Raw genomic sequence first — 24,991 nt, 5'->3', positions numbered from 1 at the left:
CAATATTATTTGCAATTCATCTAAAATAAATTTAGACTTTAAAGAATACTACACCTATTATCGTCTAATCTAGAATATTAAAAAATTAACCTTTATTCTAAATTTGAATGTCTTTTTCTCATTGACTCAGAAGTTTCTGAGTTAAGATTCATTAGAAACAAAATGAAAGCATCAGTCACAAGCAAAGCTGCTTGTTCAAATAAACTACCCATAGGCTGATTTGATTTATCAACATCCTTTAATACCAATGAATCTTCGCTAATTTGAAAAATTTTAGAATCTTTATTGGATGTTATACTTAAAATTTTAGCTCCGTCTTTCTTGACTCGTTCTCCTATAGCATACAGTGAGTTTGTGTTTCCTGAATTAGATATAAGTAATACTGTATCATCTTTTCTAGCTAAAGGAGTGCTAATATCCCCTATTAAGTATGCATAGTACCCTAGATGAACTAGTCTATTTACAAAACCTCTAGCTGCCATGCTTGATCTTCCAACCCCACCTACAAAAATCCTTCTATCCTTTTTAAAGTATTTGGATAGTTTTTCAAAGTCAATACATGTATTTGATTTGAAAAACTCGATAATTTCACCTTCTATTAATTCTAAGTAAGATTGACTACTCATATTTACTTCCTATCTTTCTTAATATTTCAATGTTGTCTAATATTTTTTCATTTTTAAAAATATATCCACCAGATACGACAGCCTCAGCACCGCTTTCTAGTATTGGTCCAAGTGTTTTATCATCGATTTTTCCATCAACCATTATCCTATATGAATATTCTTTCCTTATCTTTATTTCATATAATTCTTTAATTTTATCATACATTTCTGTAATTATTTTAGAATTTGATGTTCCAGGTTTTATGGTTAAAACTAAGACTTGATCTACAAAAGGCAAAATCGCTTCTATGACGGATATTGATGTGTGCGGGCTGATCGCTACGCCAACTTTTTTGTTATGTTTTTTTACTTCTTGAATAATATTCATAACATTAAAAGTACTCTCAATATTGAAAGTTACACTATCAGCCCCTGCTTCTATAAATTTTTCAATTTTTCTTTCTGGATTCATCATCATAAGATGTAAATCTAATTTAAGATTTGTATGTTCTCTTAAAGTTTTTACAAACTTAGGCCCAAACGCCATATCTTCAACAAAATTTCCGTCCATTATATCTATATGAATCTCTTTTATCTCACTTTTGTTCAAAATGTTTAATGTCTCTTTAATATTCCAAAAATCACTATTTAAAATTGAAGGTAGTATATCAACCATTTTTTTCACCCAGCAATAAAATATTAATATTTCTATTTCTTTCTCTCAGCTGATCCCAATCAACAAAGAATACTTTACCTAATTTTCCTAATAAGATTTTTTTATCTTTGATTATGAGGGTCATAGAATTACTTCCAAATAGTGAAGATTTTAGATGGGCATCTGTATTAAGCATGGTCCATTTTTCTGGTGGGAATTCTGAATCTCCTAAGTTTAATCCAAACTCAATATGTTTATTTCCAGGGCTATGGTAATCACCCTCTGACCTCATAGTTGGGGCTATTGTTTCCATCATTTCAGCTATATCAACATGTAAGAAATCATCACCGAAATAATTTCTATCATGCATATCCTCATCAAAAAATAATGAACAAGTTGTGTGAGAACTTGAAATAACTATTATTCCATCTGTTATGGCGTTTTTATCTACTATATCTTTAATATTATCTGTTATATCATGGAAGGATGGTCTTCCTGCAACTGTTTCTAATTTAATAGAATCATGTATAATCATTATTTTTCCAATTCTTTACGTATTTGTTCAAATACTTTTTCTCTGCCTACTCCAGTTAATAAAGCAACACCATTTATTACTTTTGCCTTTACAGAATCAGGAACAACCGTTGTGCTAACAACAACATCATAATCATCAAATTTATTTAATTCATCAGCAATTTTTGATTGATAAATTTTAGCATCAGAGGCTAAATTATTATCAGATAACCACTTTTCTATCTTAGAAACAGCTATTGTTGATGTTGCATGACCGGCTCCACAAATTACTAATATTTTTTTCATTTATAATCTCCTTTATATTATTACTCTATTGAAAATAAGAAATTTTCTTAACCTTATTGATGTAATACATTATTAGTATTACCAACATTCCTATTATTACTACCCCTACTATGCCTAAATATTTTAATGCTAATACATATAAAACAACAGGCCATAAAGCCGCTAATAGCATTGTTACTAATCCTGCTGTCCCTACATCGAAGCTAGCTAAATTAAATACGTCTGTCATTACTGGAGCTAACCATGTTGATAAATAAAGACAAGCAGCAACATATATAGCACTTCCTAGTACAGTTCTAATAACGTTTCCTTTAAAGAAAGGAACCATCATAGCTATAGCAAATGCGAAAAATGCTAAATCTCCAAAAGGCAAAACTTGATTACCTGGTAATACTAATGCTAAAGCCAAAGAAATTGGAACTAATAATATTGATGTAGACATAACTGCAGAGTGTCCTACTACAAGTGCAGCATCCATTCCTATATTAACTTGTCTACCACCTAATTTATTATTGGCAAAATCTGAAGCAGCTTCTGCTATTGGTCCAAGGCCTTCCATAAACATCGCAACCATTTTAGGCATTATTTTCATTACCGCCGCTGTAGATATAGCAAGATTTCCGATCTTAGCTGCATCATATTTAGCAAAAATACCAACTATTGCACCTATAACTAATCCTATAAAAACAGTATCTCCCAATATCCCAAATCTTTTAGTTAAAGATTCGGCGTCAAGATCAATTTTATTTAGACCAGGTATTCTATCAAAAACCCAATTTAAAGGACGTGCAATTATTGCACCAGAATTAACCATCATGTGGCTTATCGCTATACCAGGATATCCAAAAAATTCACTAGTTTTTTTCTGATTTATATCTGCAAGTAACCATTGAATCATTACTGCAACAGTTCCACCTACTAGACCAAACGCAAAATTACCTGTAATTGATTGAGTAATCATTCCCATAAATATTGGAAACCAAAAATTCCAAATATCTACATTCAAAGTTCTAGTTAAACCCAAAAATACGAACAATATATTAACTACAAGTGAAATAGGTATCATCATCAAGCCTAAAGATGTAGAGAAAGCTAAAGGCCCTCCAACTCCCACACCTATATCTAATATATTAAGAGAACTACCATAATGATTTCCCATTTCTTGAATTGCACTTCCTAAACTACCTGACAACAAGTTCAATACTAGTCCAAGACCAATCGAACCAATTCCTACTGTTATACCTGACATTAGGGCCTTTCCTGGCTTTAAACCAAAAATAATTCCTAAAATAAAGATTATTATTGGTAAAAAAACATTTGATCCAAGACCTATGAACCATTGAAACGAATTAATTAAAACTGACATTAAATCCTCCTTATTAAACTATATTTTAGTCAATTCCATTTTCTTTTAAAATATTTAGAATTTCATCCTTATTATCTGATTTTAGAAGAAAATTTATAACTTCCTCATTAGCAAATAATTCCATTAATTTTTGTAAAGTTTTTATTTGATCACCAGGTTCCTTCATAGCAAGCATGAATACTAAATTTACAGGGAATTTATTATTAACATCTGTCATGTCCGAAAAATCAATTGGTTTTTTTAAAGATGCAAAACAAATTTGTGACTCCAAAACGTGTTTTGAATCAGTATGTGGTATAGCAAATCCAACATTTCCTATTTGTATTCCTGTTGGGTACTCAGATTCTCTACTTACTATTCCATCATAAAAAGAATCCTTTACACATCCGCTATTACTTAAACAATCTGACATAAATTTAAATAGCTCATCCTGACTATTGACGCTTACAAAAATATTTATTAACTTCTTATTAAAATACATATTCACCTCATATACTTCTAATTTCTTCTATTAATTCCTTAGGGCTATAACATCCTACCAATTTATTGACTTTCTCTTTCGAGTTTATCTTTTTATATATTTTATCTACTATATAGCGAATATTTTCTTCTTCATCATCTTCAAAATTCATGAAAATAACTAATGATATCGGGACCCCGTCCCAGTCGATAGGACTCTTTAGAGTACATATTGCTATATGTGTTTTATTAACTGTTTTTGGACTTGCATGAGGTAAAGCTACCCCATATTCTAATGCTGTAATTCCTATAGCTTCTCTAGCAAAGATAGACTTCAAGTAAGAATCATCAACAAATTTATTTTTCTTTAATGAATGGCCAACATATTCGATTAATTTTTCTTTATTCTCAAATTCTTTACTCAAAAATATAGTTTCTAAAGATATTAGCTGAGCAATGTCTATATTATTTATATTTTCACTACTTATCTTGTCTTTCCTTATTTGATGTCCCTTACTAAATATTTTTGTATATTCAGATATTATTTTTATATAGTCATCATTATTAATTATAGGATTAACAAAAACATAAGGTATATCTAAATTTAAATAGTCCAAATTTATAGATGAAATAATAAAATCTACATCACTTAAATCACTTTTACTCAAATCATCTAATGTTTTTACTGATAGAATATCTTTTTCTGGAAGAAATCCTTTTACTTTGTTATATATAAGCTGAGCACACGAAACTCCATATTGGCATACAACCAAAATATTATTAGACTTATTCGAGGCTTCTATCTGGATTTGAAAATATATTAAAATCAAAGATACTTCATCATCATTCATCTTTATCTTAAAGAAATCTTCCAATATATTAGCTGAATACCAAATTATACTAAATAAGGTTTTATACTCTTGACGCAAACTTTTTAAAAGGGGATTTTGTATATGAATACCTAGTTTTAATCTCTCAACCATAGCTGATATATGATATGAAAGTGCCTTAACCAACTCTTTATTATTACTAAAATCGACTCCTTCAATCTTGCTAACCCTTCCAATAAATTTATTTACTATAAAGGAATTGTCAGTTCTATCTCCTATTTGTTTATCCATCAACCTATGGGCATAAAGTTGTTTATTAAGATATGTGATATCTTTGGTCTCTAAATTTAGTTTTAATTCATCTTTTAAAAAATTAACAAAACTTTTGACTGTCTCTGATTCACTATCATTAAGCTCAGGATTGTTATAATTAAAATCATCTTCAATATGACATCCTATATTAACTCTAGAACATAAGGTAAATACAGATGTCAGGAATGATTGAATATAATAATCGGGGAGATTTTCTATCAAACTTTTACTATTAAGAAACAATTCTTCGTATATCCTATTAACTATATTTTCATCAAAAAATGTTAACTGAGCTTTATTTATTGAACTTAAGTATGAAACCTTATCTGAATAATGAAATATTATCTCTATTAAAGAACGTTGAATATTTAACTCGTCTCCGATCAACTCAATTCCTGATATATTTGAAACTATTTTTGATCCATATCCTTCTATTACTTTATTAATAACCTTTATATCATTATAAATTGAAGTTTTACTTACAAGATATTCTTCAGATAAACTCTCTAAGGTTAGATTGTTATTCGTTAAAAAAAGCTGCTTGATAATGTAAACCCTCCTATTATCGACAGAGTAATTATCACTATCTATTCTTCCTTTAATCTTTTTCTCTAAATTTATAATATTTTCAGTATCATTTGTTTTAAGCAAGATTCCCTTCGAAGGAATATTAACAATATCTATATTGTATCTATTTGCTATTGTTCTCAAACTATCGATATCTTTAAAAACTGTTCTTCTAGACACTTGCAAGTAATCACTTAATCTTCTAGATGAAATAGGTTCATTATGATTAGATAGAATTTTTAGCATCTTGTATTGTCTTTCGATTGTATCACCTCCCTAAGATTAAATAATAGATCATCTATTTAACCCAATTATATAATAGGTTGAAACTATGGTCAATTACACTTATTTCTACATTCATTGTTAACGTTTGTTAAAATCACCATGGATAGTTACAAAATTTTATTTAATAGATAATATTAAATTACATGGTTTAGCTATGGAGGTTTTAATTACTCTTTAAAAATGTAAAATACTAATAAGAATAAAGAAAGGAATCCTATATGTAATGGAAAAAATAAGCAGGAGAGATTGGGCAACCTTATTTCTGGCTCTTTATCATGTATCTCCCATAGCTATAAACCAGTTTGCCCCAAATATTGTAGACAGCCTCGGCATATCTATAAGCTCAGGAGAGCTCATACTTAGTTTAAATGCTATAACTGGCACTATATTTTTGATTATGGCTGGCAATATTAATGAAAAATTTGGCATGAGAAAGACAACCATCTGGGGCTTAAGCCTTATAAGCATTAGTGGCCTCATACCTATATTGTTTAAAAACGAAGTCTCTCTTATCCTTAATAGGCTAATTTTAGGGGCTGGCATTGGAATTTATGCTGCAAATTCATCTACTTATATAAGCTTCTTTAATTCAGGCAAGAAAAAGGCCAAATTACATGGTTTTAGGAATGCCTTCGAAATGATTGGAATTATACTTACGATTTTTATAGCCGGGATCTTTGGTAGGAATGATTTTTATAAGTCTTTTGCAGTTTATATTTTAGCCCTAATCCCACTTATATTTTTCTTAACATCAGTCCCAGAGATTGAAATTGCAAACAAGGAAGATAAGTCAAAATTCAAGGCCAATGGGATTGTTAAATATTACATAGGCCTATCCCTAGCAATTATCATGTCAATAAATGCCATGAATCTTAGATTCCCAAGTGTTCTCGCCAATAACGGGGTCCATGGCGAGTCCATAAGTCTCTATACAATGGCTATTATGTTTATTGGTATGGTTGGCGGCCTAGCCTATGGAATATTCTTTGAAATCTTTAAAGAAAATACCTTAAAGCTAGCGACCTTGATGGTGATTATTGGAAGTCTGATAATTTCTGTTACGGATAAGTCTGTAATTTTATTGGTCCTAGGGGTGGGAATCGCTACATTTTTCCAATCAATTTGTATTTCCTTTTTACTTGGAGATTTAGAAACTCATATGGCAAGCAAGCACCTGGCCAAGGCTACCGGGATCTTATTTGCTTCCAATAACCTCGGCATGTTCATCGCCCCTCTTTGCCTGATGGCCCTTAAGAAAATCACAGGATTTACAAGCCTAACTGGAATATTTCTTGGTATAGGGGCTATCTTATCAGTGTTTCTAATATATGAAATATTTTTCTTAAAGAATGATAAAATTAATGCAAATGAAAGGAATTTTTATTAAATGACCAAGGACCTCTATCCAAACCACAGCTTAGAAGAAATCATAAATGACATGGATACAAATGACAGAAAGCGACTTGCTAAACAATCTTATCCCACAGATGGAGTGATAGTTAAATCTGATCTTGCTTATATCAATGATAGGGATGACTTTCACCTTTTTGATATTTATTATAATGAAGAAAATAAGGGGAAAACCCTGCCTACCATAATAAATATCCACGGTGGTGGCCTTGTTTATGGGAGAAAAGAATTAAATAGAAATATTAATATTGAATTTGCTAGAGCTGGTTTTAATGTAGCAGCCCTTAATTATAGGTTACTTCCTCAAGTAAGTCTTAAAGAGCAAATCTCTGATATTATAAGTGGTATTTCTTTTATTTATAATAATCATGAGAAATTTGACCTAAATATGGATAAACTTTTTATAAGTGCCGATTCAGCAGGGGCCTATTTGGCCATGGCTGCCTTTGCAATCATAAATAGTGGCGAACTTCAAGATTTATTTGGGATTTCCTGCCCAAAGATTGAAATTGACGGCATGGTTTTTATCTCTCCTATGACTAGACTTGCAGATGACGGATCATTTTCAAGTATTAATGAATTTGTTATAGGCGGTTTAAACCATGATGATCTAAAAACTTATGCCAAAAACATGATTAAGATTTTTGATAAGGTAAATCCTTGCCCGATTTTTATCCAAACTAGCAAGGAAGATTTTATTAGAGACCACTCTTATGACCTTAGGGACTATCTTGACGAAGGAAGCGGATTTTATGAATTTGCTGACTTTGGAAAAGGAATAGACCAAGCTCTCGGCCACGTCTTTCCCGTTTGCTATCCAAAATGGCCAGAGTCTATTATAGCAATTGGCCAGATGGTTTTATTTTTGAAAAATTTATAGGAGGAATTATGAGAAAATTATATATAGTTAGACACGGACAAACACTTTTTAATCTCAAGGGCATGACTCAAGGATGGTGTGATTCGCCACTTACAGACCTTGGTATCCGACAAGCTAAGAAAGTTGGGGAGTATTTTAAGGAAAACAATATAAAATTTGATGAGGCTTACTCATCTACCCAGGAGCGAGCTTGCGATACACTTGAGCTTATAACAGACATCCCTTACAAAAGAGTCAAGGGCCTTAAAGAGTGGAATTTTGGCATGATGGAAGGTGAAGCTGAAATCCTCCAAAAAGTACCAAGACGCCCTGACCAAATGACCCACGAAGATTTTTTCGTGCCTTGGGGTGGCGAAAGCGATAAGGAAGTTGCATCTAGAATGAGTAGGACAATCAAAGAAATCCTTGAAAAGTCAACTGCAAATACCATCCTCATGGTCAGCCACGCTGGCGCCATGTGGACCCACGTCCTTTCAACCTTGGATAATCCAGAAAAGGATAAGCCAGGCCACTTAGGAAATTGTGCCATCCTTGAATACGATGTAGATGATAATAACAAACTTAAATTTGTAAAAATCCACGAACCTGCTAAGGATGTAAAATAATCTAAAAGTCCCACCGCTTGGTGGGATTTTTTCATTGAGAAGGTAAGCTTTATATTATGCCCTTATCCTTCAAATAATAATAGACTCCATCTGAATCTACGCTCTTACAGGTATCAAAGGAAATATTTTTTAGGTTTTCTGAAGCATTTTCCATAGCTATACCCCTTACCTGCTCAAACATTTCTATGTCATTATCCCCATCACCAAAAGCTAGGGCCTCGTTTTTGTCAAAACCATAATATTCTAGGATTTTTTCTACAGACCTGCCCTTGCCCCCATCATGAGGGATTATGTCAACTGCCCTATCCCACCAAGCTGTGATTTTAAGCTTATCTGTGCCAGCTAAGGCTTTTTCGTATTCTTCTTTTTTAATAGGCATGACCATTTGATAAACATCATTATCTCTTACAAATCTCCCTATATCATCTACTATGTCTGGCATAGTAGAGCCGAAAGAAAAATATTTTCCTAGATCATCATTTAAATAATTTGCTACATATCTATCCCTGCTTGCAAGACCCAAAGGCTTATCCATAGCCTTGGCATTTTCTATCAATTTTAAAACATCAGCCCTATCAAGTGGGTTTGAAAAAATTTGGTCTTTGTCATTAAAACACAAGGACCCATTGAAGGTTAAGTGACAATCAAAATCTATACCGTCAAAGTGAGGAATCTGGATTGGCGACCTGCCTGAAGCTATTACAAGAATTATCCCCTTTTCCTTAAGAGCACTTAGGGCTTTTCTAGTTTTTGCTGAAATATCGTCCTTATCTAGGCTTATCAGGGTGCCATCTATATCGAAAAAAATTATTTTTATATCTTGCATATCTTCTCCTTTTCTTTTATTATATCATAAAACTTACTCCAAAAAAGCTGCTAGCTTATTGCTAGCAGCCTTGTTTTTCTTTAATCTTAAAAACTCTTTCAAAATTCTTGTAATAAATTTTTTCCAATTCTTCTTTTTCTATTAGTCCATCTTGACCTAATTTTTCAAGGTAGGCATCAAGTGGGAATTCTTGATCTTTATTATAGGTATCAGTTCCAAAAAATAACCTATCTGAAAATTCTTTGATGAAGGAAATTCCGTAGTCTTTATCCCTCATGATAGCATTGGCTCCACTATTAGCTGATAGGTCTGCATAGAGATTTGGATATTTTCTCATCAATTCACCTATCCTACCTTCAACAACTGGCCCTTCTGGATAAGAATCTCTGTAAGATGGGTCGTTGTCATCATATTTAGAAATCTCACACCAAAAGGCCTGAGAATGACCTATGAATATTAGGTTTTTAAATCTATTTAGAGCTTCTTCTAGATAAAGAAGTCCCTTTAGGTCATAGACTCCGTAATACTTTCCAATTTGTGGACTCATATGGAATAAAACTGGCATCTCTAGGCTTTCAGCTGCTTCTAAGAGCTCAAAAATTTCAGGGCTGTTGAAAGGCTTATTATAAACAAGTTCTCCGACCCCAATTGAGCCTAGGTCCTTTTCTCTTTTTAACTGTTCATAAATATCTTTTTCAAAATCAACCATAGACATATAGTAAAACCTATCAGAATCTTGACAAATCTGTCTAAGTTCATCGTTTGACAACAAATCTGATTCTTTGGCTGATGAAGACATGAGGACAGACTTATCTACCCCTCTTTTTGCCATTGATTTTATCATTTGGTCCTTGTTTATCAGCTCTTGGCCATTTATCTTATGACCACTATCCTTAGAAGTGTGGATATGAATATCTATTTTTTTCATTCTGAATCTCTCAAAGCTTTTGTAATATTTTCAGAGTCTTCTTTGGTTAAATTCCAAATGAATTTAATTCCGATTATCTCTATAATGCTTGCAATTAGCGGTATAGATGTACCTAGATATCTAATTGCAGATATAGTTTCTGGACTTTGAACTTCAGCTGTAGCTACAAAACCAATGGCAGCTAGAGCAGCTGTCGCTCCAAAACTTGCAAGGGTTGAACCGATTTTTCTAGCAAAGGTATAGATAGAATAAAGGGTTCCGTCATTTCTTGAATTAAATTTATATTCGTGATAGTCGATTGCATCTGCTACAAAGGCCCAAACTACCATTATGAAGGTCACCTGACCGAGATTGGCTAGGGCGTTTAGGATAATGTAGGCTGTTACATTTTCAAGTGGTTTTAGGAATATAAATAAAGATAGGGCAAAGTTCCATGTGAGCATGGCTAGGAGGAGATTTCTCTTTCCAAATTTCGCCTGCATCTTTGGCACTATAAAGAACATAGCAATTGTTACTGGCAATTGGACATACATAGCTACTGATTGCATCTTTGGTGCTTGGTAGAATTCCTTAAAGATAAAACCACCAAATTGAGAGTTTCCTGTTATATAGATTAATGATCCTATTGATGCAAACATGATGCCGAGCATTGCTCTGTTTTTAAATGCTTGTCCTATTACTTCTTTAAATGAATAACCACTCTTGCCATCATTTGCCTTGTGGGCTAGGTGGGCATATCTTTCTTGAGTTAGACCACAAAGGATGTAGTAGCAGATTATACAGCCTAGGGCTGCTATTATCGATACAATGGTGTAACCGCTTGGATTTGGGTTCTTGTTAGCATCCCAAATAAACATTGGAATTATAGATAAGAATCCATAACCGATTGCTGTACCACCGATGGCTCTAGCTGCGGATAGCTTTGACCTTTCTGTTGGGTCTAAGGTAACTACTGTAGCCATAGCTCCAAATGGCATGGATGTACCTGTGTAGCTCATTCCATAAAGGATATAGGTAAAGGCTACCCAGATGTGGGTGGCTGTTGTTGAAAATCCTAATTTTGTAACATCAAAAAATCCTAAAAGAATGGATATAGCTAGTGGCCACATGGCAATTTTTATAAATGGCTTAAATTTATCTCCACTCTTACCGATAGAAAACCTATCTGGAAGTGATCCTATAAGTGGGTCGTTGATGGCATCAAAAAGTCTGGCAAATAAGAATAGACCAGACATGAATTTTGGGTCTACCTTAAGTACATATGTACAAAATACCAGGAAGAAAGCATCCATGGTGAGGTTTACAAAGGAACCTGCCATATCTCCTGCTATATATCCTATTTGATCCTTTTTACTAAAAGGTCTAAATTCTCTAGTTTTCATAAACTCTCCTCTTCTTACTCATTTAAATTTTCTGCCCAGTCTATGGCTCTTTGGGCATCTTTTTCTGTCAAAAGACCTTCCTTGGCCTGAGCCTTGGCAACTTCTTTAAACTTCTCTAAATAATTTTCGAAGCTTCCATAAATTGCTTCCATTTTTTCCTTTGAGAAAAATTCCATCTTTCCATTTGTAGATCCAGGGAAGTCACATGCTTGGTAATAAGCTTTTGGCACCAATAGATAAACAGATCTTAAGCCTCCCAGATGGTGACCGTAAGCATCTGTATTTTCAAAGTCAATCGCTTCTATTATTTCAGGTGGGTTTCCTCCTGTTGCCCATTCGTGGAGCCTATCAAGCATGGCATTGATGTAATAGTCAAATTTTAAATCATTTAGCCTAAAATCATATTCATTATCTAGAATTCTTGGTGGACATTTGGTCTTTTCTATCTCTTCATTGGTTGGAACCAATGGACTTGCTGCGTCTGTGTGTGCTGCTGCAGTCATGTCATAATACCTTCTCTTATTTGTAGGCGAATTTTCATTCTTTGTCTTTACTAGACCATCACCCATTGTCCCAAATAAGTGGTAGTCACACTCGGTATTAAAAGTTATAACTGGTACATCTATTTCTTCTTCACGGCTAGGTCTTATGGCAAAATTTAGTTTCTCATCAGGGTCTTGCCTTAAGGCTCTTGTCAAGCCTCCAGAAGCTAAGGATAGGTAACCATCATATACTTTCTCATAGCCTTGGTCCTTGTAATAATTATGCATAAAGTTGATATAGGTATTTAGATACATACCTGATTGACTTTGGCCACTTAAGTAAAGATATTTAACATCTAGACCACCACAGAAACTTTGTGGATTATTCTTAGCTTCCCTTCCTACTTGATAGAGAATATCCCAAATAAGCCCATCTTCACACCCATCTATGGACCCTGTCCTTGTATCTAGGGCTGCTGGCTGAGGTGCAGGATTTTTGGCAGGCATTGATAGGGATCTGTACCTATCAAGGTCAAAATTCTTTAGGGACAAAATATTTGTAGGTTTGGATGTAACTCCTATATACATATGGTTATTTTCCATGATATGTAGGTAAGATCTTCTCCACAAGTCCTCTATATCATAGTTATTTGAAGCATTCATTATATCTATGTAGCATCTACCAGTAAATTTTTCTTTAGAAATAGGTCTTCTTACTAAAATTCTTGTAGTGTAGGGAATGTTTTCCTGAAATTTGAAAACTTTTTCCTTATCCTTGTCAAAATCATACACATTGGCAAGATCTGATACAAAATACTCTTCTTCTACAAAACCATAATCTTCTACATTTATCACTTCTCGCGCAAATTTCATAGATGAGAATGGGTGCGAATTTTCTGTTACTTCTATCGGTCCTAAAACCTTCATCGCTTCCTCCTTTTTTTATTCTTGCTAGTTAAAAAATAAACTTATACTTATATGATATAGGTTTTCCCAGATGAATTCTTCTAAAAAAATGACTATTTTTTATAAATTAATGACTTTATTTTGATTTTCTGTAGTCTTTTGGAGAAAAACCTGTGTTTTTCTTGAAGGAGTTAGAAAAATATTGAGAATTTTTAAATCCAACCCTAAAGGCTATTTCTGTCATGGATAGGTCTGATAAGAGAAGGAGGTCTTTTGCTTCCTTTATTCTCTTGGCTACTATATAATTATTTATTGTATCTCCCGTCTCCTTTTTATAAGTCCTCATCATGTGTTCCTTAGATATGTTAAAATGAGAGGCCAAGCTATCATTATTTATATCTTCCATGAAATTATTATCTATGTAGGCATTTATCTTTCTAGATAAGGTATCAAGGCCCTTGTTGTGGAGTCTATTTTCCCTTGAAGCATACCTATTAAGCATTTCTTCGTGTATTTTCCACAAGTCCTCTTCATTATCAGTGTATTCAATCATAATCGCATATTTTTCGGCCATATAATGGCCAATTAGAGGATCCATCCCGCCACTTAAGGCACTAACAAAGTATAGGGTGTTGTAGGATAGAGTTATATTTTTAAGACTTCTTAGCGGATCCTTGGCTACCCTTCCTCTTATTCCAAGCTTTTCTCCTGTAAAAATAAGCTTTACTTGAGGGAAAAATTCTTTTATGTAGTCAAGGTCAGATTCTTTGACAGCCTTAAGAAAGTCATCTCTTTGCTTATTTATTTTCTCTATTTCATACCTTTTCATAGTACCTCCTTCTTACTATGATTATTCCCAAAATTTTTCCAAAAAATATATTTTTTAAAAAAAGGCATAAAAAAATGGGGAATTTCTTCCCCAATTTTTTAGTGTTTAGCTTCATTTTCTACTGTTTGGCCCTTTACTGGGTTGTCTATATATTTATCTCTTAGTTTTAAGGCTGACGGGCATACTGCTATGCCTCCTTCGCCTGTTTCTCTAAGTCTTTCTGGTAGGGCATCTCCTACTCTCTTCATGGCTTCTACAGCCTCATCGAAGCTTACAAACATTGCCACTCCAGCCATTGCCATGTCGGCACTTGCTAGAGCGTTCATTATGCCGTTTGCATTTCTTAGGTTGCAAGGGAATTCTACCATGCCGCCTATTGGGTCACAGATTAGGCCCATAATATTTAGTAGGCTTGCTGTTGCGGCATTTTCTTGGGTTTGGATGTCATAACCTCTGAGGTAGCATACTGCAGCTGCTGCCATGGCACTTGCTGATCCTGTTTCTGCTTGGCAGCCACCTTCTGCACCTGCAAAGGTCGCATTATCAAAGATTACCTGACCAATTTGGGTTGCTACTAGGAGGGCTTCTTTTAGCTTCCTGTCGTCATAGCCATATTTTTTGTACATGGTCATCATGGTAGCTGGGATTATTCCAGAGCTGCCTGCTGTTGGTGCTGCTACTATCCTTCCCATGGCTGCGTTGACTTCTGATGTTGATAGGGCCATGGCCATCGCTATGGATGGGGTATCTCCTAGGACACTTTCCCCGCCTAGGAAGTATTCGTTCATCTTCTTGGCATTGCCGCCTGTCATGCCTGTTACGCTTCTTACGTCTTCTTCTAGGGCACGCTGTGCAGATGCTTTCATAACATCTAAGGTCTTTTGAAGTCTAGCAAATATCTCTTCTTCAGTCTTGCCTGTATTTTCTATTTCATCTTTTATAGCTAATTGCCAAAGATTGAGATTTTCATTCTCGCATCTTTCTTTTAGTAATTTCATTGTTGTAAGCATATTTCTATCCTATTCTATATATTTTAAGAAGGTGAAGTCTTTACCAGCTCTGATTTCCTCAAGGACTCCTTCTTTGAGTGGTTCATCAAGCTCGCAAACTAACATTACATTGTCACCATCTTTGATTGTCTTCATCATGTGAATATTATAACCATACTCAAATAGCACTCCTGATACAAAGGCTATTACTCCCTTTTGCTCTCCATAAGACATAAAGAGGGTTGGCTTTGTGGCGTTGTATTCGATAGGATTGCCATTTACCTTGGTTATTACTATTGATCCACCACCTATAGAAGAACCTTGGACTTCTAGTGGGCTTCTGTCTGGATATTTGAAGACTATTTTTACTGTATTAGGATGTACATCGCCTAGGTCTGTTTCTAAGAAGTTGTATTTAATTCCAGCTTGATCTGCATAGTCAAATGAATTTATTATCCTATCATCATCTGGCTCATAACCTAAAACTCCACCTACTAAAGCTCTGTTTGTACCATGTCCCTTATAGGTTTTGGCAAAAGAACCGTGTAGATAAAAGTCTACTTCATTGAAATTTCTATCGACCATTCTCCTGGCTATATTGCCTATCCTACAAGCTCCTGCTGTATGAGAGCTTGATGGTCCGACCATGACTGGTCCCATTATCTCAAAAATTGAAGCATTTACTGCCATAATTTCTCCTTTTCCTTAAATTATAAAGGGGAGTTAACCCAATAGATATTTTGTTAACATCCCCTTATCTTGCAAAATTTTACTAATCTTATTATTTAACTGGGTCTGCTTGCCAGTTTTTGTCTCCTAGGATATTTCTGTGATAGAATTTATCCACTGCTACTGCTAGAGCTGTATCACCAGAGATATTTGCTGCTGTACCAAATGAGTCTTGGGTTAGGTATAGAGAAATAGCTAATGTTGCCATTGCTGACTCTGGGCTAATTCCTACTATTGGTAGGAATGGAAGTGCTGACATGATTGCTCCACCTGGTGCTCCTGGTGCTGCTACCATTGCTACACCAAGGATAGCTATAAGTTGGATCATTAGGCCATATGAGTGGTCCATGTTATACATTGTAAGGATTGTAAATACACAACCTGTAATTGTAATCATAGAACCTGGCATATGAACTGTAGCTCCTAATGGAATTACGAAGTCTCTGATTGGTTGAGATACGCCGTTTGCCTCAGCACATTCTAGGTTAACTGGAATTGTTGCTGCTGAAGATTGGGTACCTACAGCTGTAAAGTAGCCCCTAAGTTGGTTTTTAAGCATAGCAAATGGATTTTTGCCTGCATATGAACCTGATGCCACAAATAATATTGTGATGTAGATTAAGTGTAGGGCTATAATGCAGATAAATATCTTCCAGAAAATTGAAAGAACTGCGAATACAGAACCTGTAAAGGCCATCTTAGCGAAGTTACCCATGATAAAGAATGGAAGTACTGGAACTATAGCTACTGCTAATACTTGGGTGATGATTTGGTTAAATTCATCAACTGCTCCATATAGGTACTTGCCAGAGCCTTTTTTCCTTAACCATGAAATACAGATACCAAGCATAAAGGCGAATATAATACCACTTGTAACTGTAAAGAATGGTGCAATCTCAACGGTAAAATATGGTTCAAGCTTGATTTCATCTGCTGCTTGGATAGCTGCTACTTGACTTTCGTTGATAAAGTTAGGGAAGATTGCCCTTGACATGAAGTATGATGCAGAACCACCGATAAGAGTAGATGCATAAGCTAGGGCTACTGTAACACCTAAAAGCTTACCAGCTCCTTCTCCTAGGTCTGCTATACCCTTAGTAACGAATGCTAAAATCATAAGTGGAATTATGAAGTTTAGGAAGTTACCAAAGATAGATGAAAATGTCACAAAAATTCTTACTATTGATTCTGGTAGATAAGATCCTATTAAGATACCTAAGATTATACCACAAATCATTCTTGGAATTAAACCAATTTTTTTCATTTTTCTCTCCTTGTTTATGTAATATGTAAACCTTTGCAATCGATAGAATCAAAAAAGTAGATTTTTTCTAAAATATACCTGGGTCGCCTTATCCCAAAATCATTACTAATTATTTATCAAAAATCTATATCAATTTGTATTTCCTATCTGACTAGATTATATATTATAAAAACGTTTATGTCAACACTTTGAGGGAGGATTCGCCAAAAAATATCAATGATTTTCTTTGTTTGAAAATTATCAACTTGATATTATAAAGGATGTTAGCCCTTACATTTTTCATGATTTTTTTTAAAAAAATTCATAAATTTTCTTATTTTTATCAAAATTATCCCTTATCGGAAATCATTTGTAAGATTTCCTACAGACAATTTCTAAGAAGATCATAAGTCTTATATTTTTAAAATAATCAAAAAAAGCTTAAAGAAAAATCCTTCTTAGCCTTTTTTATATCCTAGCAAAGTCTCATAATCAAATCCCTTCTCATAGTCTACAAATTTACCATTTTCATATATGAAATCATAGAGATTTTTATTTTTTATTATCTTATTAAATTTTGGATTATTAGATTTATAAATCTCTATTAAAGATACATTCAAATCTTCTTCTTTTAATTTTCTTTCTGCCTTAAGCATAGTCAATACCGAATTTCTCAAATGACCTTTAAAGATTAGATACCTACCCTCTGTCGTGTAGGAACTTTTATCATTATCAAGCAAGCAAGAAAATACAAAATCATCATCTTTCCAATATCCGAAAACCTCATCTAGATGATCTGATAGCTTGTAATCTTTAAAATCCTCTAGTATATGGACATACAAATCTCCAGTATCATCATCATGGGCTAGGATGTATTTTCTATCCTTAAGGTCTAAATTTTTAGCCCTATAATCTTCTATTACTTCTGTTTTTCTCACGCTATAGCCATCCTTTTAGAAAAGACTCTAGCTGTATATTTACTTGCTCCAAGACCCACAAAATAGATTATTACGCTAATTATTAGGGTTGGTATTAAACCTGCCTGGACAAATCTTGAATTTGGTACAAACTTTGTAACTATAAAGTATGATGTCCAAACTGATAAAGTTGATTTGATCGGTACTGAATAAACTATATTTTCTATCTTGTCATAGTTTTTAAATATTAATAGGCTTAAAAGGTCACAAAGTATTCCTGAAAGTACTCCAGCTGCTGCCCCAAATATTGAAAATCTAAGCATATACAAACCATAGGCTAGAGATATAAAGCTAACTGTTCCTATTCTTCTTGTCTGCATAGCTGTAGCTGTATAGATAAAGGCAAATACTGGTGCTGTAACTAAAACTCTTGATGATGGGATAGGTAAGCTTAGACTTATAGTGTAAAGCATTTTTCCTACTACTATCATCATAGCTAAGGAAAGTGCCATTAAGACCCAATCTTTTAATGTAAATTTCTTCATTTTAATCTCCTAGTGAACAATAATTATCAAATTCTAAGTAGTCTCCTGTATTGGCAAAGGCTCTAGCCCTACATCCTCCACAGACATCGTTATAGGAACAAGCTCCACATGCTCCTTTGTAGTTATCATAGTCTCTTAGTTTTTCAAAGACTTCAGACTTATTCCATATATCAAGGAAGCTCTCCTCTCTTAGATTGCCAGCAGTCACTTCTGCATAAGGGCAAATATTCACCCTTCCATCATAGACTACCGAGCAATATGACATACCGGCTATGCATGCCTTCTTAACCTTAGGATCAAGACCCAGTTCTCTAGCTATAACTGTAGACTGTGGGGCACAGGTTGGCTTTATAAATAGGTCTGATTCGTATTCAAGAACTTCCTTTATAGCTTTTAGATATTCTTCCTTGCTTAGGTAGACTCCCCCTAAATCTTTGCCCCTACCAGTCATTACCAAAAATAATACGTGTACTGAGCTGGCTCCTAGAGAGCTTGCAAAATCTAAAAGCTCGTGGATTTCATCTTTGTTTATCCTTGATATGGTTGTATTTATTTGAACCTTTACACCGTTTTTCTTTAAAAGTTCTATGCCTCTTAAGGTCTTATCAAAAGCTCCTTCATAGCCCCTAAAGTCATCGTGGGATTTTTTGTCAGTTGAGTCTATTGACACTGCAACTGATCTTATGTATTTTTTAATTTCTCCTATGTTATCTTCACTAATCAAGGTTCCATTTGACCCCAAGCAAGTATATAGTCCCAAGTTTTGAGCATATTCTGCAAGCTCGAATATATCATCTCTCATAAGGGGTTCACCACCACTTAGTTTGATCATATTAAAGCCAGCTTCTTTCATATCCCTAAAAAGTGCCTTGCACTCATCTGTGCTAAGCTCTCCAGAGGTATCTACATCCTCACCAGAATTTCTATAGCAATGTTTACAATAAAGATTGCAAGCTCTGGTTGTGTTTAGCGAAACGATTTTCAAGTATATCCTCCCCTATCTTTAATAGAAAAACTTGCCTAGTTCAGGCAAGCCTTTACTTTAATAATCTAATTATAACAGATATCTCGTATTTCTCCAAACCACCCTACACTTCTCTTTAGGCTTTTGCTCAAATATCTTATTCCGGTCTAAATCTTACAAGTCCTGTACAACAATATTCGCTTACTACTTCTCCCTGAGGATTTGTCGCTGTCATTAAATAAGTGACTGCACCATTTACCCCTTCTTTTCTAACTTTTTTATCTACAATTTCGACTTTTATATCATAAAGAGTGTCGGGATAGACTGGTCTTAGCCATTTGCCATATTCTATAGAAATACCAGCTATGATGCCTGGCTTATCTATATCTGTCTTCACCCATTGGCCCCAAAAGGCCATGTTTGAATAAGAACCTGGCGAGATTATCCTTCCAAAAGAGCTTGCTGCTGCCTTTTCTTTATCAGTGTGGATTGGCCTTGGGTCGTATTTTTCTCCAGCCCAAATCAGTTCTTCTTCGCTAAATTTGATGGGCTCTATTTCCTTGTCAAATACCATTCCTATTTCATAATCTTCAAAATACATTCTTAAGCTCCTTAGATCTTTTTTCTTTTATAAAGGTCTTAGCTCTGACATCCCTTGCTTGGAGGTGGTATTTATTATCTCCATCTAGGGCAAAAGCCTTAAGGTCATTTATCTTTCCTCCTATGTCCCTGTCAATTATAAGACCTAGGTCCGTCTGATCAAAGCTTGTAAGCATGGCATAATCGCCATCGCTATCGCCCCCGACCATGATTGGCCCGTAATTATTTGGATTTTTTATAAATTTATTTATAGTTTGGACCTTGCCTTCTTTAAGGGTTGGAGGGTAGGCTGGGTCAAGATTTGGAATAACTTTACCATCACCATCTTTTTCTAACCTTAGGCCAAGGACCTTGTCCTTGTCAAATCCATAAGCATTGGCCCTTGATGTGGCAAAAGCCCTTACTATATCTATGAAGGAGGCTGATACTATATAAACGTCAATTCCATTTGATTCTAAAGTCTTATAGAGCTTTGCCATTTCATCTATATCACCCAAGCCCACAAAGATTGATATCTCAACTCTTCCTGCGGAGCTTTCTATATCTGGAGATGTAAAGATTTCCCTTCTAGGGGTCTCTTTTTTGACATAGGCAAAGGCATCTTGACAGAGATTATAAAGCTCTTCTGTGGTGTAATTTGTAAGCAAAAATGACATCCAACAATAGTCTTCCCTTGCATCAGACCTTGCCCTGATAGCTTTGTACCTATAAAACATCTTACTTACAAATTCCTTGTAGACATTGGTATCTAGCAAATCCTCTAGGTCGATATCCCCTCCAAGGCTCTTAGCTGTCCCGTAAAGTTTGTCATAGGCTTCTTTTATATCACTAGCAAGGAGGTCTATATTTACAGGCTCTCCATCTAGATTATTAAATTTTTCATCAAGATTGTCAGAAGGGACATTTTTCTTTATTACTTCTATAAGCTCTTCAGGATCCATCTTAAAGGCTAAGTGGGTTATTATATAATATAAAAGTGCCTCTTCTACATCACCTATAATTGAGGTATTATCCCAATCAAAGACTGCAAAGGGCTTCTTATCTGCCCTGTAGGCTTCATTCTCACTGCCATGTCTTGCGAGCAAATTCTCTATGGCTTTTTGAAGTCTATCGTTGAAATTAGTATTTTTAATTGACTTGTTCATTCTTCCTCTCAGATCATCTTTTTTGGGTCTACGATTTTTATAAATTCTTCGTCAGACACATAAGCTAGCTCTTTGTTAGCTGCTCTTAAACTTATACCCTTTTTGTGGGCAAATTTAGCAAGTTCTGCCGCCTTTTCGTAGCCAATGAACGGAGATAGGCTTGTAACAAGCATGAGGGACTTTTCTAGATTTTCTTTGATTTTCTCTTCATTTGCAACTAGGCCCTGAACTAGGTGGATATTAAAGGAATGGATGCCCCCAGCTAAAATATCAATTGATTCTAAGGTCTTTGAGATTATTAGTGGCATATAGGCGTTTAATTCAAGCTGGCCAAGGGAGTTGGCCATGGTGATTGCCTGGTCATTTGCCAGCACTTCTAGGCAAATCATGCTTAACATCTCTACTTGGGTTGGATTTACCTTGCCAGGCATGATTGATGAGCCTGGTTCGTTGGCTGGGATTATTAGCTCGCCAATGCCTGTTCTTGGGCCAGATGATAAAAATCTGATGTCCTCGGCAATTTTTAAGAGGTTGCTGGCTAAGATTTTTATAGCTCCATGAGTCCTTGCCAGTCCACCTTTGGATGATAATTGCAAGAATTTATTAGGGTCAGCCTCAAGGTCTAGGCCAGTAAATTCTGATAAAAGTCTGGCCATTTCCTTATCGTAGCCTTCTTTGGTATTTAGTCCTGTGCCCACAGCAGTGCCACCTATGGCAAGTTTCTCTAAAGCTTTGGCACTTTCTTTGATGTAGTCCTCATCTCTAAGTATAAGATCTGAGTAGGTCTTTATTTCATCGGAAAGGGCAAGGGGGGTGGCATCTTGAAGATGGGTCCTGCCTGTTTTAATTATCCCCTCAAATTCCTCTGCCTTTTTCCTAAAGGCTTGTCCTAAATTTTCTATTTCTGGCAAGAGCCTATCCCTGATAGCAAGTAGGCTTGCTATGTGCATGGCTGTCGGGAAGGAGTCATTTGTAGATTGGCTCATATTTACATGGTCATTTGGATGGATTAAATCTTCCCCCAAGAGCTCATTGGCAAGGTGGGCTATAACTTCATTGACATTCATATTTGTCTGAGTCCCTGATCCTGTCTGATAGACTGTAAGCGGGAAGTGGTCCTCATAACCACCAGCTAGAAGCCTATCACAAGCCCTAACTATGGCTTCCTTTCGCTTATTATCAAGCTTGCCTTGGCTTTCATTTACTATAGCCGCCGCCTTTTTTACTAGGATTAGGGCATGGATTTGGTCTTTTGGCATCAACTTTAAGCCTTGGGGGAAATTTTCAAAAGACCTCTGGGTCTGAGCTCCCCAAAGCCTATCGCAAGCAACCTCTATCTCGCCCATGGAATCGTGTTCTATGCGCTTTTTCATCAATTTTTCTCCATATGTTCTTCATCAAGGATTCCTGGTCTGGTCATCCTCTTGTAATCAAGTATCTTATCGATTTCAACTTCATCCATAAGGCCCTTTTCAAGGATTAACTCCCTTACGGACTTATCTGATTTCATTGATTCCTTGGCGATGGCACTTGCAGCATCATAGCCAATATGTGGTGCAAATGGAGTAATTATTGCCACAGAATTTTCAACCTTGCGTCTTAATTTTTCCTTATTGGCTGTAATTCCTTCAACGCAATTTAGGGTAAGAGTTGAAATTGCACCTTTAAGAGCAGTTATTGACTCGATTAGGCTATAGAAAATTACTGGCTCAAAGGCATTTAGCTCTAGCTGGCCAGCCTCAACTGCCATTGTCACTGTCATATCATTGCCTATTACCAAGAAGGCAACCTGGTTTACAACCTCTGGAATTACCGGATTTACCTTGCCTGGCATGATAGATGATCCTGCCTGCTTGGCTGGTAATTTAAAATCTGAAATCCCTGTGGTTGGTCCTGATGAAAGAAGCCTTAGGTCGTTGGCAACCTTTGAAAGGCTTGCTGCAAAAGTTTTTAAAACTGAAGATGTAAATAAAAAACCATCCAAATTTTGTGTTGCATCTATGAGGTCATTGGCTTGATTTAGGTCAAGACCTGTGATATCGCTTAAGGTTGTTACTATATTTTCTACAAAATAATAATCAGCATTAAGGCCTGTACCAATAGCTGTTCCTCCAAGATTGACATAGGATAGCTCCTTCTTTGCAGCCTTAAATCTCTTTAGCCCTCTTTTTACAACACGTCTGTAGGCGTTAAATTCCTGGCCAAGGGTAATAGGAACCGCATCTTGCAACTGGGTGCGGCCCATTTTTATATATTCATCAAATTCTTTGGACTTCTTGTCAAAGGCTTCGACAAGCTTTTCCACCTCTTCATATAAATCATCCATATAGCGGATTATGGCAACCTTGCCCGCTGTTGGGATAACGTCATTTGTAGATTGGCCTAGGTTTACATGATCATTTGGATGGATGTGCTCATAATGGCCCAGGCTTCCCCCTAGGCTTAGGTTTGCAATATTTGCTATAACTTCATTGGCATTCATATTAAAAGAAGTGCCAGCCCCTCCCTGAATTGGGTCAACAATAAATTGGTCAAGGTACTTGCCTGCCAAGATTTCATCGCAAGCATCAACTATAGCCTGCATTTTCTTATCAGATAGGATTCCAACCTTGTTATTAAGTATGGCACAAGCCTTTTTAACTTCGACTATAGCCTTGATAAAATAAGGGTCCATGGCCTTATCTGTGATCTTAAAATTCTCATAAGCTCTGTAAGAATTTGCCCCGTAATATGCATCCTTTGGTATATTTAGCTCTCCCAAAGAATCTCTCTCTAACCTGAATTCACTCATATTTGCCTCCTATATAGATATTTTCTTCTAAATTAAAAATCTTTCCCTATCCTAATTATAAACCAAGAAAACGATTTTACCAAATAAATATACAGGACCTATAAATGATTTAAAAAAAGAGCCCAAATGACCTGAACCCCAAAATCCGGAATACGGATGGAGGGGTTTTAGTATGTCAAAATACACAAAAGAATTTAAAATAAAACTAGTAACGGAATATTTATCAGGGGAATCTGGAGGCAGCCCGATGGTTGCTAAAAAATATGGTATACCCGAAAGTTCATTACAAAACTGGATAATCAAATATCAATCAGGTGGATTTGATAACTTATCAAAAAAGCAAAATCAGGATAAATTCACTAGTGAATTTAAGCTATCTGTAATACAATATAGGCAAATCAATAATACTTCGCTTAGAGAGACTGCAGAACATTTCAAGCTTGTAAATGGATCTATGGTGTACAGATGGGAGAAAGCTTATCAAGAACGTGGTCTATCTGGGCTAGAAGATAATAGAGGAAGGCCTAAAAAAGACATGACCAAATCAAATAAAAAGTCTAAACTTAATACTCCAATAAATGAAAGTGAAAGAGAAGAATTAATAAGATTAAGAGAAGAAAATAGACTTCTAAAAATGAAGATAATATACGAAAAAAAGCTACAAGCCTTGCTCCTGGAAGAGGAAGCAGAAGCAAGGAAAAGACAAAGATAATCCTCAACTTAATAAAAGAATATCCACAAAGTAAAATAAGCGAATGGTTAAGCATAGCAAAATTACCAAAATCATCATACTATGAATGGAAGATGAAATTAGCTAAACCAATAGATAAAGATAAAGAAATTAGAAAAGAAATAACAACCATAATAGAAGCATCAAAAGGTAGATATGGCTATAGAAGAGTAACTATGGTATTAAAAAATA

27 protein-coding genes are annotated in these 24,991 nt (G+C 35.0%); 5 read left to right on the top strand and 22 right to left on the bottom strand.

Annotation, left to right across the window (positions count from 1 at the left end; translation table 11 throughout):
* Positions 1 to 92 precede the first annotated feature (92 nt).
* Genes ACCQ42_RS08295 through ACCQ42_RS08265 form a run of 7 tightly spaced genes read right to left on the bottom strand, consistent with a single transcriptional unit; the run spans position 93 to position 5,859 of the window.
* Positions 93 to 626: an SIS domain-containing protein gene (locus tag ACCQ42_RS08295; RefSeq protein ID WP_265237972.1), complete on the bottom strand. Its 534-nt coding sequence runs from the start codon at positions 624 to 626 to the stop codon at positions 93 to 95.
* Positions 619 to 1,281: a ribulose-phosphate 3-epimerase gene (locus ACCQ42_RS08290; RefSeq protein WP_265237970.1), complete on the bottom strand. Its 663-nt coding sequence runs from the start codon at positions 1,279 to 1,281 to the stop codon at positions 619 to 621. Before ACCQ42_RS08290 ends, ACCQ42_RS08295 begins: the two co-directional genes overlap by 8 nt.
* Positions 1,274 to 1,795: a YjbQ family protein gene (locus ACCQ42_RS08285; RefSeq protein ID WP_265237968.1), complete on the bottom strand. Its 522-nt coding sequence runs from the start codon at positions 1,793 to 1,795 to the stop codon at positions 1,274 to 1,276. The genes ACCQ42_RS08290 and ACCQ42_RS08285 overlap by 8 nt, the downstream gene beginning before the upstream one ends.
* Positions 1,795 to 2,079: a PTS sugar transporter subunit IIB gene (locus ACCQ42_RS08280; protein ID WP_265237967.1), complete on the bottom strand. Its 285-nt coding sequence runs from the start codon at positions 2,077 to 2,079 to the stop codon at positions 1,795 to 1,797. The genes ACCQ42_RS08285 and ACCQ42_RS08280 overlap by 1 nt, the downstream gene beginning before the upstream one ends.
* Before the next feature lie 25 nt (positions 2,080 to 2,104).
* Positions 2,105 to 3,445, bottom strand: a complete 1,341-nt coding sequence (locus tag ACCQ42_RS08275; protein ID WP_265237965.1) for a PTS galactitol transporter subunit IIC — start codon at positions 3,443 to 3,445, stop codon at positions 2,105 to 2,107.
* A gap of 25 nt (positions 3,446 to 3,470) precedes the next feature.
* Positions 3,471 to 3,926 carry a PTS sugar transporter subunit IIA gene (locus tag ACCQ42_RS08270; RefSeq protein WP_265237963.1) on the bottom strand — a complete coding sequence of 152 codons (456 nt, stop codon included), beginning with the start codon at positions 3,924 to 3,926 and terminating at the stop codon, positions 3,471 to 3,473.
* A 7-nt stretch (positions 3,927 to 3,933) separates the two neighbouring features.
* Positions 3,934 to 5,859 carry a BglG family transcription antiterminator gene (locus tag ACCQ42_RS08265; RefSeq protein WP_265237961.1) on the bottom strand — a complete coding sequence of 642 codons (1,926 nt, stop codon included), beginning with the start codon at positions 5,857 to 5,859 and terminating at the stop codon, positions 3,934 to 3,936.
* A gap of 262 nt (positions 5,860 to 6,121) precedes the next feature.
* On the opposite strand from ACCQ42_RS08265, the gene ACCQ42_RS08260 reads away from it, so the two are divergent.
* From ACCQ42_RS08260 to ACCQ42_RS08250, 3 genes are read left to right on the top strand one after another with little or no spacing between them, the layout of a single operon-like run.
* Entirely contained in the window at positions 6,122 to 7,285 is a 1,164-nt protein-coding gene (locus ACCQ42_RS08260) for an MFS transporter (RefSeq protein ID WP_265237960.1), read from the top strand.
* Positions 7,286 to 8,188 (top strand): alpha/beta hydrolase, encoded by a 903-nt coding sequence (locus ACCQ42_RS08255; RefSeq protein WP_410035898.1) that lies wholly within the window; start codon positions 7,286 to 7,288, stop codon positions 8,186 to 8,188. It begins immediately after the preceding gene.
* An 8-nt stretch (positions 8,189 to 8,196) separates the two neighbouring features.
* Entirely contained in the window at positions 8,197 to 8,793 is a 597-nt protein-coding gene (locus ACCQ42_RS08250; protein ID WP_265237958.1) for a histidine phosphatase family protein, read from the top strand.
* Positions 8,794 to 8,842: 49 nt separating this feature from the next.
* Here the strand turns inward: ACCQ42_RS08250 and ACCQ42_RS08245 are convergent, their stop codons facing one another.
* From ACCQ42_RS08245 to ACCQ42_RS08175, 15 genes are all read right to left on the bottom strand, one after another.
* Positions 8,843 to 9,619: a Cof-type HAD-IIB family hydrolase gene (locus tag ACCQ42_RS08245; protein ID WP_410035897.1), complete on the bottom strand. Its 777-nt coding sequence runs from the start codon at positions 9,617 to 9,619 to the stop codon at positions 8,843 to 8,845.
* A gap of 61 nt (positions 9,620 to 9,680) precedes the next feature.
* Positions 9,681 to 10,547 carry an amidohydrolase family protein gene (locus ACCQ42_RS08240; RefSeq protein WP_265237957.1) on the bottom strand — a complete coding sequence of 289 codons (867 nt, stop codon included), beginning with the start codon at positions 10,545 to 10,547 and terminating at the stop codon, positions 9,681 to 9,683.
* Positions 10,544 to 11,929, bottom strand: coding sequence for an MFS transporter (locus tag ACCQ42_RS08235; protein WP_265213117.1), 1,386 nt, complete (start codon positions 11,927 to 11,929; stop codon positions 10,544 to 10,546). Before ACCQ42_RS08235 ends, ACCQ42_RS08240 begins: the two co-directional genes overlap by 4 nt.
* A 14-nt stretch (positions 11,930 to 11,943) precedes the next feature.
* Complete coding sequence (locus tag ACCQ42_RS08230) at positions 11,944 to 13,338, bottom strand: alpha/beta hydrolase domain-containing protein (RefSeq protein ID WP_265213115.1); 1,395 nt, start codon at positions 13,336 to 13,338, stop codon at positions 11,944 to 11,946.
* Positions 13,339 to 13,453: 115 nt separating this feature from the next.
* Positions 13,454 to 14,146: an AraC family transcriptional regulator gene (locus ACCQ42_RS08225; protein WP_265213112.1), complete on the bottom strand. Its 693-nt coding sequence runs from the start codon at positions 14,144 to 14,146 to the stop codon at positions 13,454 to 13,456.
* Between the two features lie 98 nt (positions 14,147 to 14,244).
* Positions 14,245 to 15,156: an L-serine ammonia-lyase, iron-sulfur-dependent, subunit alpha gene (gene sdaAA / locus ACCQ42_RS08220; protein ID WP_410035896.1), complete on the bottom strand. Its 912-nt coding sequence runs from the start codon at positions 15,154 to 15,156 to the stop codon at positions 14,245 to 14,247.
* 9 nt (positions 15,157 to 15,165) lie between these two features.
* Positions 15,166 to 15,825, bottom strand: a complete 660-nt coding sequence (sdaAB, locus tag ACCQ42_RS08215) for an L-serine ammonia-lyase, iron-sulfur-dependent subunit beta (RefSeq protein ID WP_106461174.1) — start codon at positions 15,823 to 15,825, stop codon at positions 15,166 to 15,168.
* Positions 15,826 to 15,916: 91 nt separating this feature from the next.
* The gene (locus ACCQ42_RS08210; RefSeq protein ID WP_410035895.1) at positions 15,917 to 17,128 is read right to left on the bottom strand and encodes a dicarboxylate/amino acid:cation symporter; all 1,212 of its coding nucleotides are present in this window, start codon (positions 17,126 to 17,128) and stop codon (positions 15,917 to 15,919) included.
* Positions 17,129 to 17,565: 437 nt separating this feature from the next.
* Positions 17,566 to 18,045: a staygreen family protein gene (locus tag ACCQ42_RS08205; protein WP_410035894.1), complete on the bottom strand. Its 480-nt coding sequence runs from the start codon at positions 18,043 to 18,045 to the stop codon at positions 17,566 to 17,568.
* Positions 18,042 to 18,569 carry a hypothetical protein gene (locus ACCQ42_RS08200; protein WP_106461176.1) on the bottom strand — a complete coding sequence of 176 codons (528 nt, stop codon included), beginning with the start codon at positions 18,567 to 18,569 and terminating at the stop codon, positions 18,042 to 18,044. The genes ACCQ42_RS08205 and ACCQ42_RS08200 overlap by 4 nt, the downstream gene beginning before the upstream one ends.
* Position 18,570: 1 nt before the next feature.
* Positions 18,571 to 19,554 carry a radical SAM/SPASM domain-containing protein gene (locus tag ACCQ42_RS08195; protein WP_410035893.1) on the bottom strand — a complete coding sequence of 328 codons (984 nt, stop codon included), beginning with the start codon at positions 19,552 to 19,554 and terminating at the stop codon, positions 18,571 to 18,573.
* A gap of 136 nt (positions 19,555 to 19,690) precedes the next feature.
* Positions 19,691 to 20,134, bottom strand: coding sequence for a MaoC family dehydratase (locus ACCQ42_RS08190; protein WP_410035892.1), 444 nt, complete (start codon positions 20,132 to 20,134; stop codon positions 19,691 to 19,693).
* Entirely contained in the window at positions 20,124 to 21,278 is a 1,155-nt protein-coding gene (locus ACCQ42_RS08185; RefSeq protein ID WP_106461179.1) for an HAD family hydrolase, read from the bottom strand. The genes ACCQ42_RS08190 and ACCQ42_RS08185 overlap by 11 nt, the downstream gene beginning before the upstream one ends.
* A gap of 8 nt (positions 21,279 to 21,286) precedes the next feature.
* Entirely contained in the window at positions 21,287 to 22,651 is a 1,365-nt protein-coding gene (locus ACCQ42_RS08180; RefSeq protein ID WP_410035891.1) for a class II fumarate hydratase, read from the bottom strand.
* The gene (locus ACCQ42_RS08175; RefSeq protein ID WP_410035890.1) at positions 22,651 to 24,069 is read right to left on the bottom strand and encodes an aspartate ammonia-lyase; all 1,419 of its coding nucleotides are present in this window, start codon (positions 24,067 to 24,069) and stop codon (positions 22,651 to 22,653) included. Before ACCQ42_RS08175 ends, ACCQ42_RS08180 begins: the two co-directional genes overlap by 1 nt.
* Positions 24,070 to 24,241: 172 nt before the next feature.
* On the opposite strand from ACCQ42_RS08175, the gene ACCQ42_RS08170 reads away from it, so the two are divergent.
* Both ACCQ42_RS08170 and ACCQ42_RS08165 read left to right on the top strand, forming a co-directional pair.
* Positions 24,242 to 24,781, top strand: coding sequence for a helix-turn-helix domain-containing protein (locus tag ACCQ42_RS08170; RefSeq protein WP_410035889.1), 540 nt, complete (start codon positions 24,242 to 24,244; stop codon positions 24,779 to 24,781).
* 92 nt (positions 24,782 to 24,873) lie between these two features.
* On the top strand, positions 24,874 to 24,991 hold a 118-nt coding region (locus ACCQ42_RS08165), incomplete at its 3' end, for an IS3 family transposase (RefSeq protein ID WP_410035913.1).

This window comes from Anaerococcus kampingae, from assembly GCF_046365475.1.
GTDB classification, from domain to species: Bacteria; Bacillota; Clostridia; order Tissierellales; family Peptoniphilaceae; genus Anaerococcus; species Anaerococcus kampingae.
Note: the sequence above shows the minus strand (reverse complement) of the source record. Positions and strands in the feature narration are given on the sequence as shown.

Coding starts and splice junctions, on each gene's coding strand:
- sdaAA (WP_410035896.1), bottom strand. CDS start 15,156: ATGCTTACAACAATGAAATTACTAAAAGAAAGATGCGAGAATGAAAAT.
- ACCQ42_RS08175 (WP_410035890.1), bottom strand. CDS start 24,069: ATGAGTGAATTCAGGTTAGAGAGAGATTCTTTGGGAGAGCTAAATATA.
- ACCQ42_RS08265 (WP_265237961.1), bottom strand. CDS start 5,859: ATGCTAAAAATTCTATCTAATCATAATGAACCTATTTCATCTAGAAGA.
- ACCQ42_RS08285 (WP_265237968.1), bottom strand. CDS start 1,795: ATGATTATACATGATTCTATTAAATTAGAAACAGTTGCAGGAAGACCA.
- ACCQ42_RS08255 (WP_410035898.1), top strand. CDS start 7,286: ATGACCAAGGACCTCTATCCAAACCACAGCTTAGAAGAAATCATAAAT.
- ACCQ42_RS08280 (WP_265237967.1), bottom strand. CDS start 2,079: ATGAAAAAAATATTAGTAATTTGTGGAGCCGGTCATGCAACATCAACA.
- ACCQ42_RS08230 (WP_265213115.1), bottom strand. CDS start 13,338: ATGAAGGTTTTAGGACCGATAGAAGTAACAGAAAATTCGCACCCATTC.
- sdaAB (WP_106461174.1), bottom strand. CDS start 15,825: ATGGCAGTAAATGCTTCAATTTTTGAGATAATGGGACCAGTCATGGTC.
- ACCQ42_RS08200 (WP_106461176.1), bottom strand. CDS start 18,569: ATGAAGAAATTTACATTAAAAGATTGGGTCTTAATGGCACTTTCCTTA.
- ACCQ42_RS08260 (WP_265237960.1), top strand. CDS start 6,122: ATGGAAAAAATAAGCAGGAGAGATTGGGCAACCTTATTTCTGGCTCTT.
- ACCQ42_RS08275 (WP_265237965.1), bottom strand. CDS start 3,445: ATGTCAGTTTTAATTAATTCGTTTCAATGGTTCATAGGTCTTGGATCA.
- ACCQ42_RS08170 (WP_410035889.1), top strand. CDS start 24,242: ATGTCAAAATACACAAAAGAATTTAAAATAAAACTAGTAACGGAATAT.
- ACCQ42_RS08240 (WP_265237957.1), bottom strand. CDS start 10,547: ATGAAAAAAATAGATATTCATATCCACACTTCTAAGGATAGTGGTCAT.
- ACCQ42_RS08185 (WP_106461179.1), bottom strand. CDS start 21,278: ATGAACAAGTCAATTAAAAATACTAATTTCAACGATAGACTTCAAAAA.
- ACCQ42_RS08295 (WP_265237972.1), bottom strand. CDS start 626: ATGAGTAGTCAATCTTACTTAGAATTAATAGAAGGTGAAATTATCGAG.
- ACCQ42_RS08235 (WP_265213117.1), bottom strand. CDS start 11,929: ATGAAAACTAGAGAATTTAGACCTTTTAGTAAAAAGGATCAAATAGGA.
- ACCQ42_RS08210 (WP_410035895.1), bottom strand. CDS start 17,128: ATGAAAAAAATTGGTTTAATTCCAAGAATGATTTGTGGTATAATCTTA.
- ACCQ42_RS08225 (WP_265213112.1), bottom strand. CDS start 14,146: ATGAAAAGGTATGAAATAGAGAAAATAAATAAGCAAAGAGATGACTTT.
- ACCQ42_RS08245 (WP_410035897.1), bottom strand. CDS start 9,619: ATGCAAGATATAAAAATAATTTTTTTCGATATAGATGGCACCCTGATA.
- ACCQ42_RS08270 (WP_265237963.1), bottom strand. CDS start 3,926: ATGTATTTTAATAAGAAGTTAATAAATATTTTTGTAAGCGTCAATAGT.
- ACCQ42_RS08250 (WP_265237958.1), top strand. CDS start 8,197: ATGAGAAAATTATATATAGTTAGACACGGACAAACACTTTTTAATCTC.
- ACCQ42_RS08180 (WP_410035891.1), bottom strand. CDS start 22,651: ATGAAAAAGCGCATAGAACACGATTCCATGGGCGAGATAGAGGTTGCT.
- ACCQ42_RS08290 (WP_265237970.1), bottom strand. CDS start 1,281: ATGGTTGATATACTACCTTCAATTTTAAATAGTGATTTTTGGAATATT.
- ACCQ42_RS08190 (WP_410035892.1), bottom strand. CDS start 20,134: ATGTATTTTGAAGATTATGAAATAGGAATGGTATTTGACAAGGAAATA.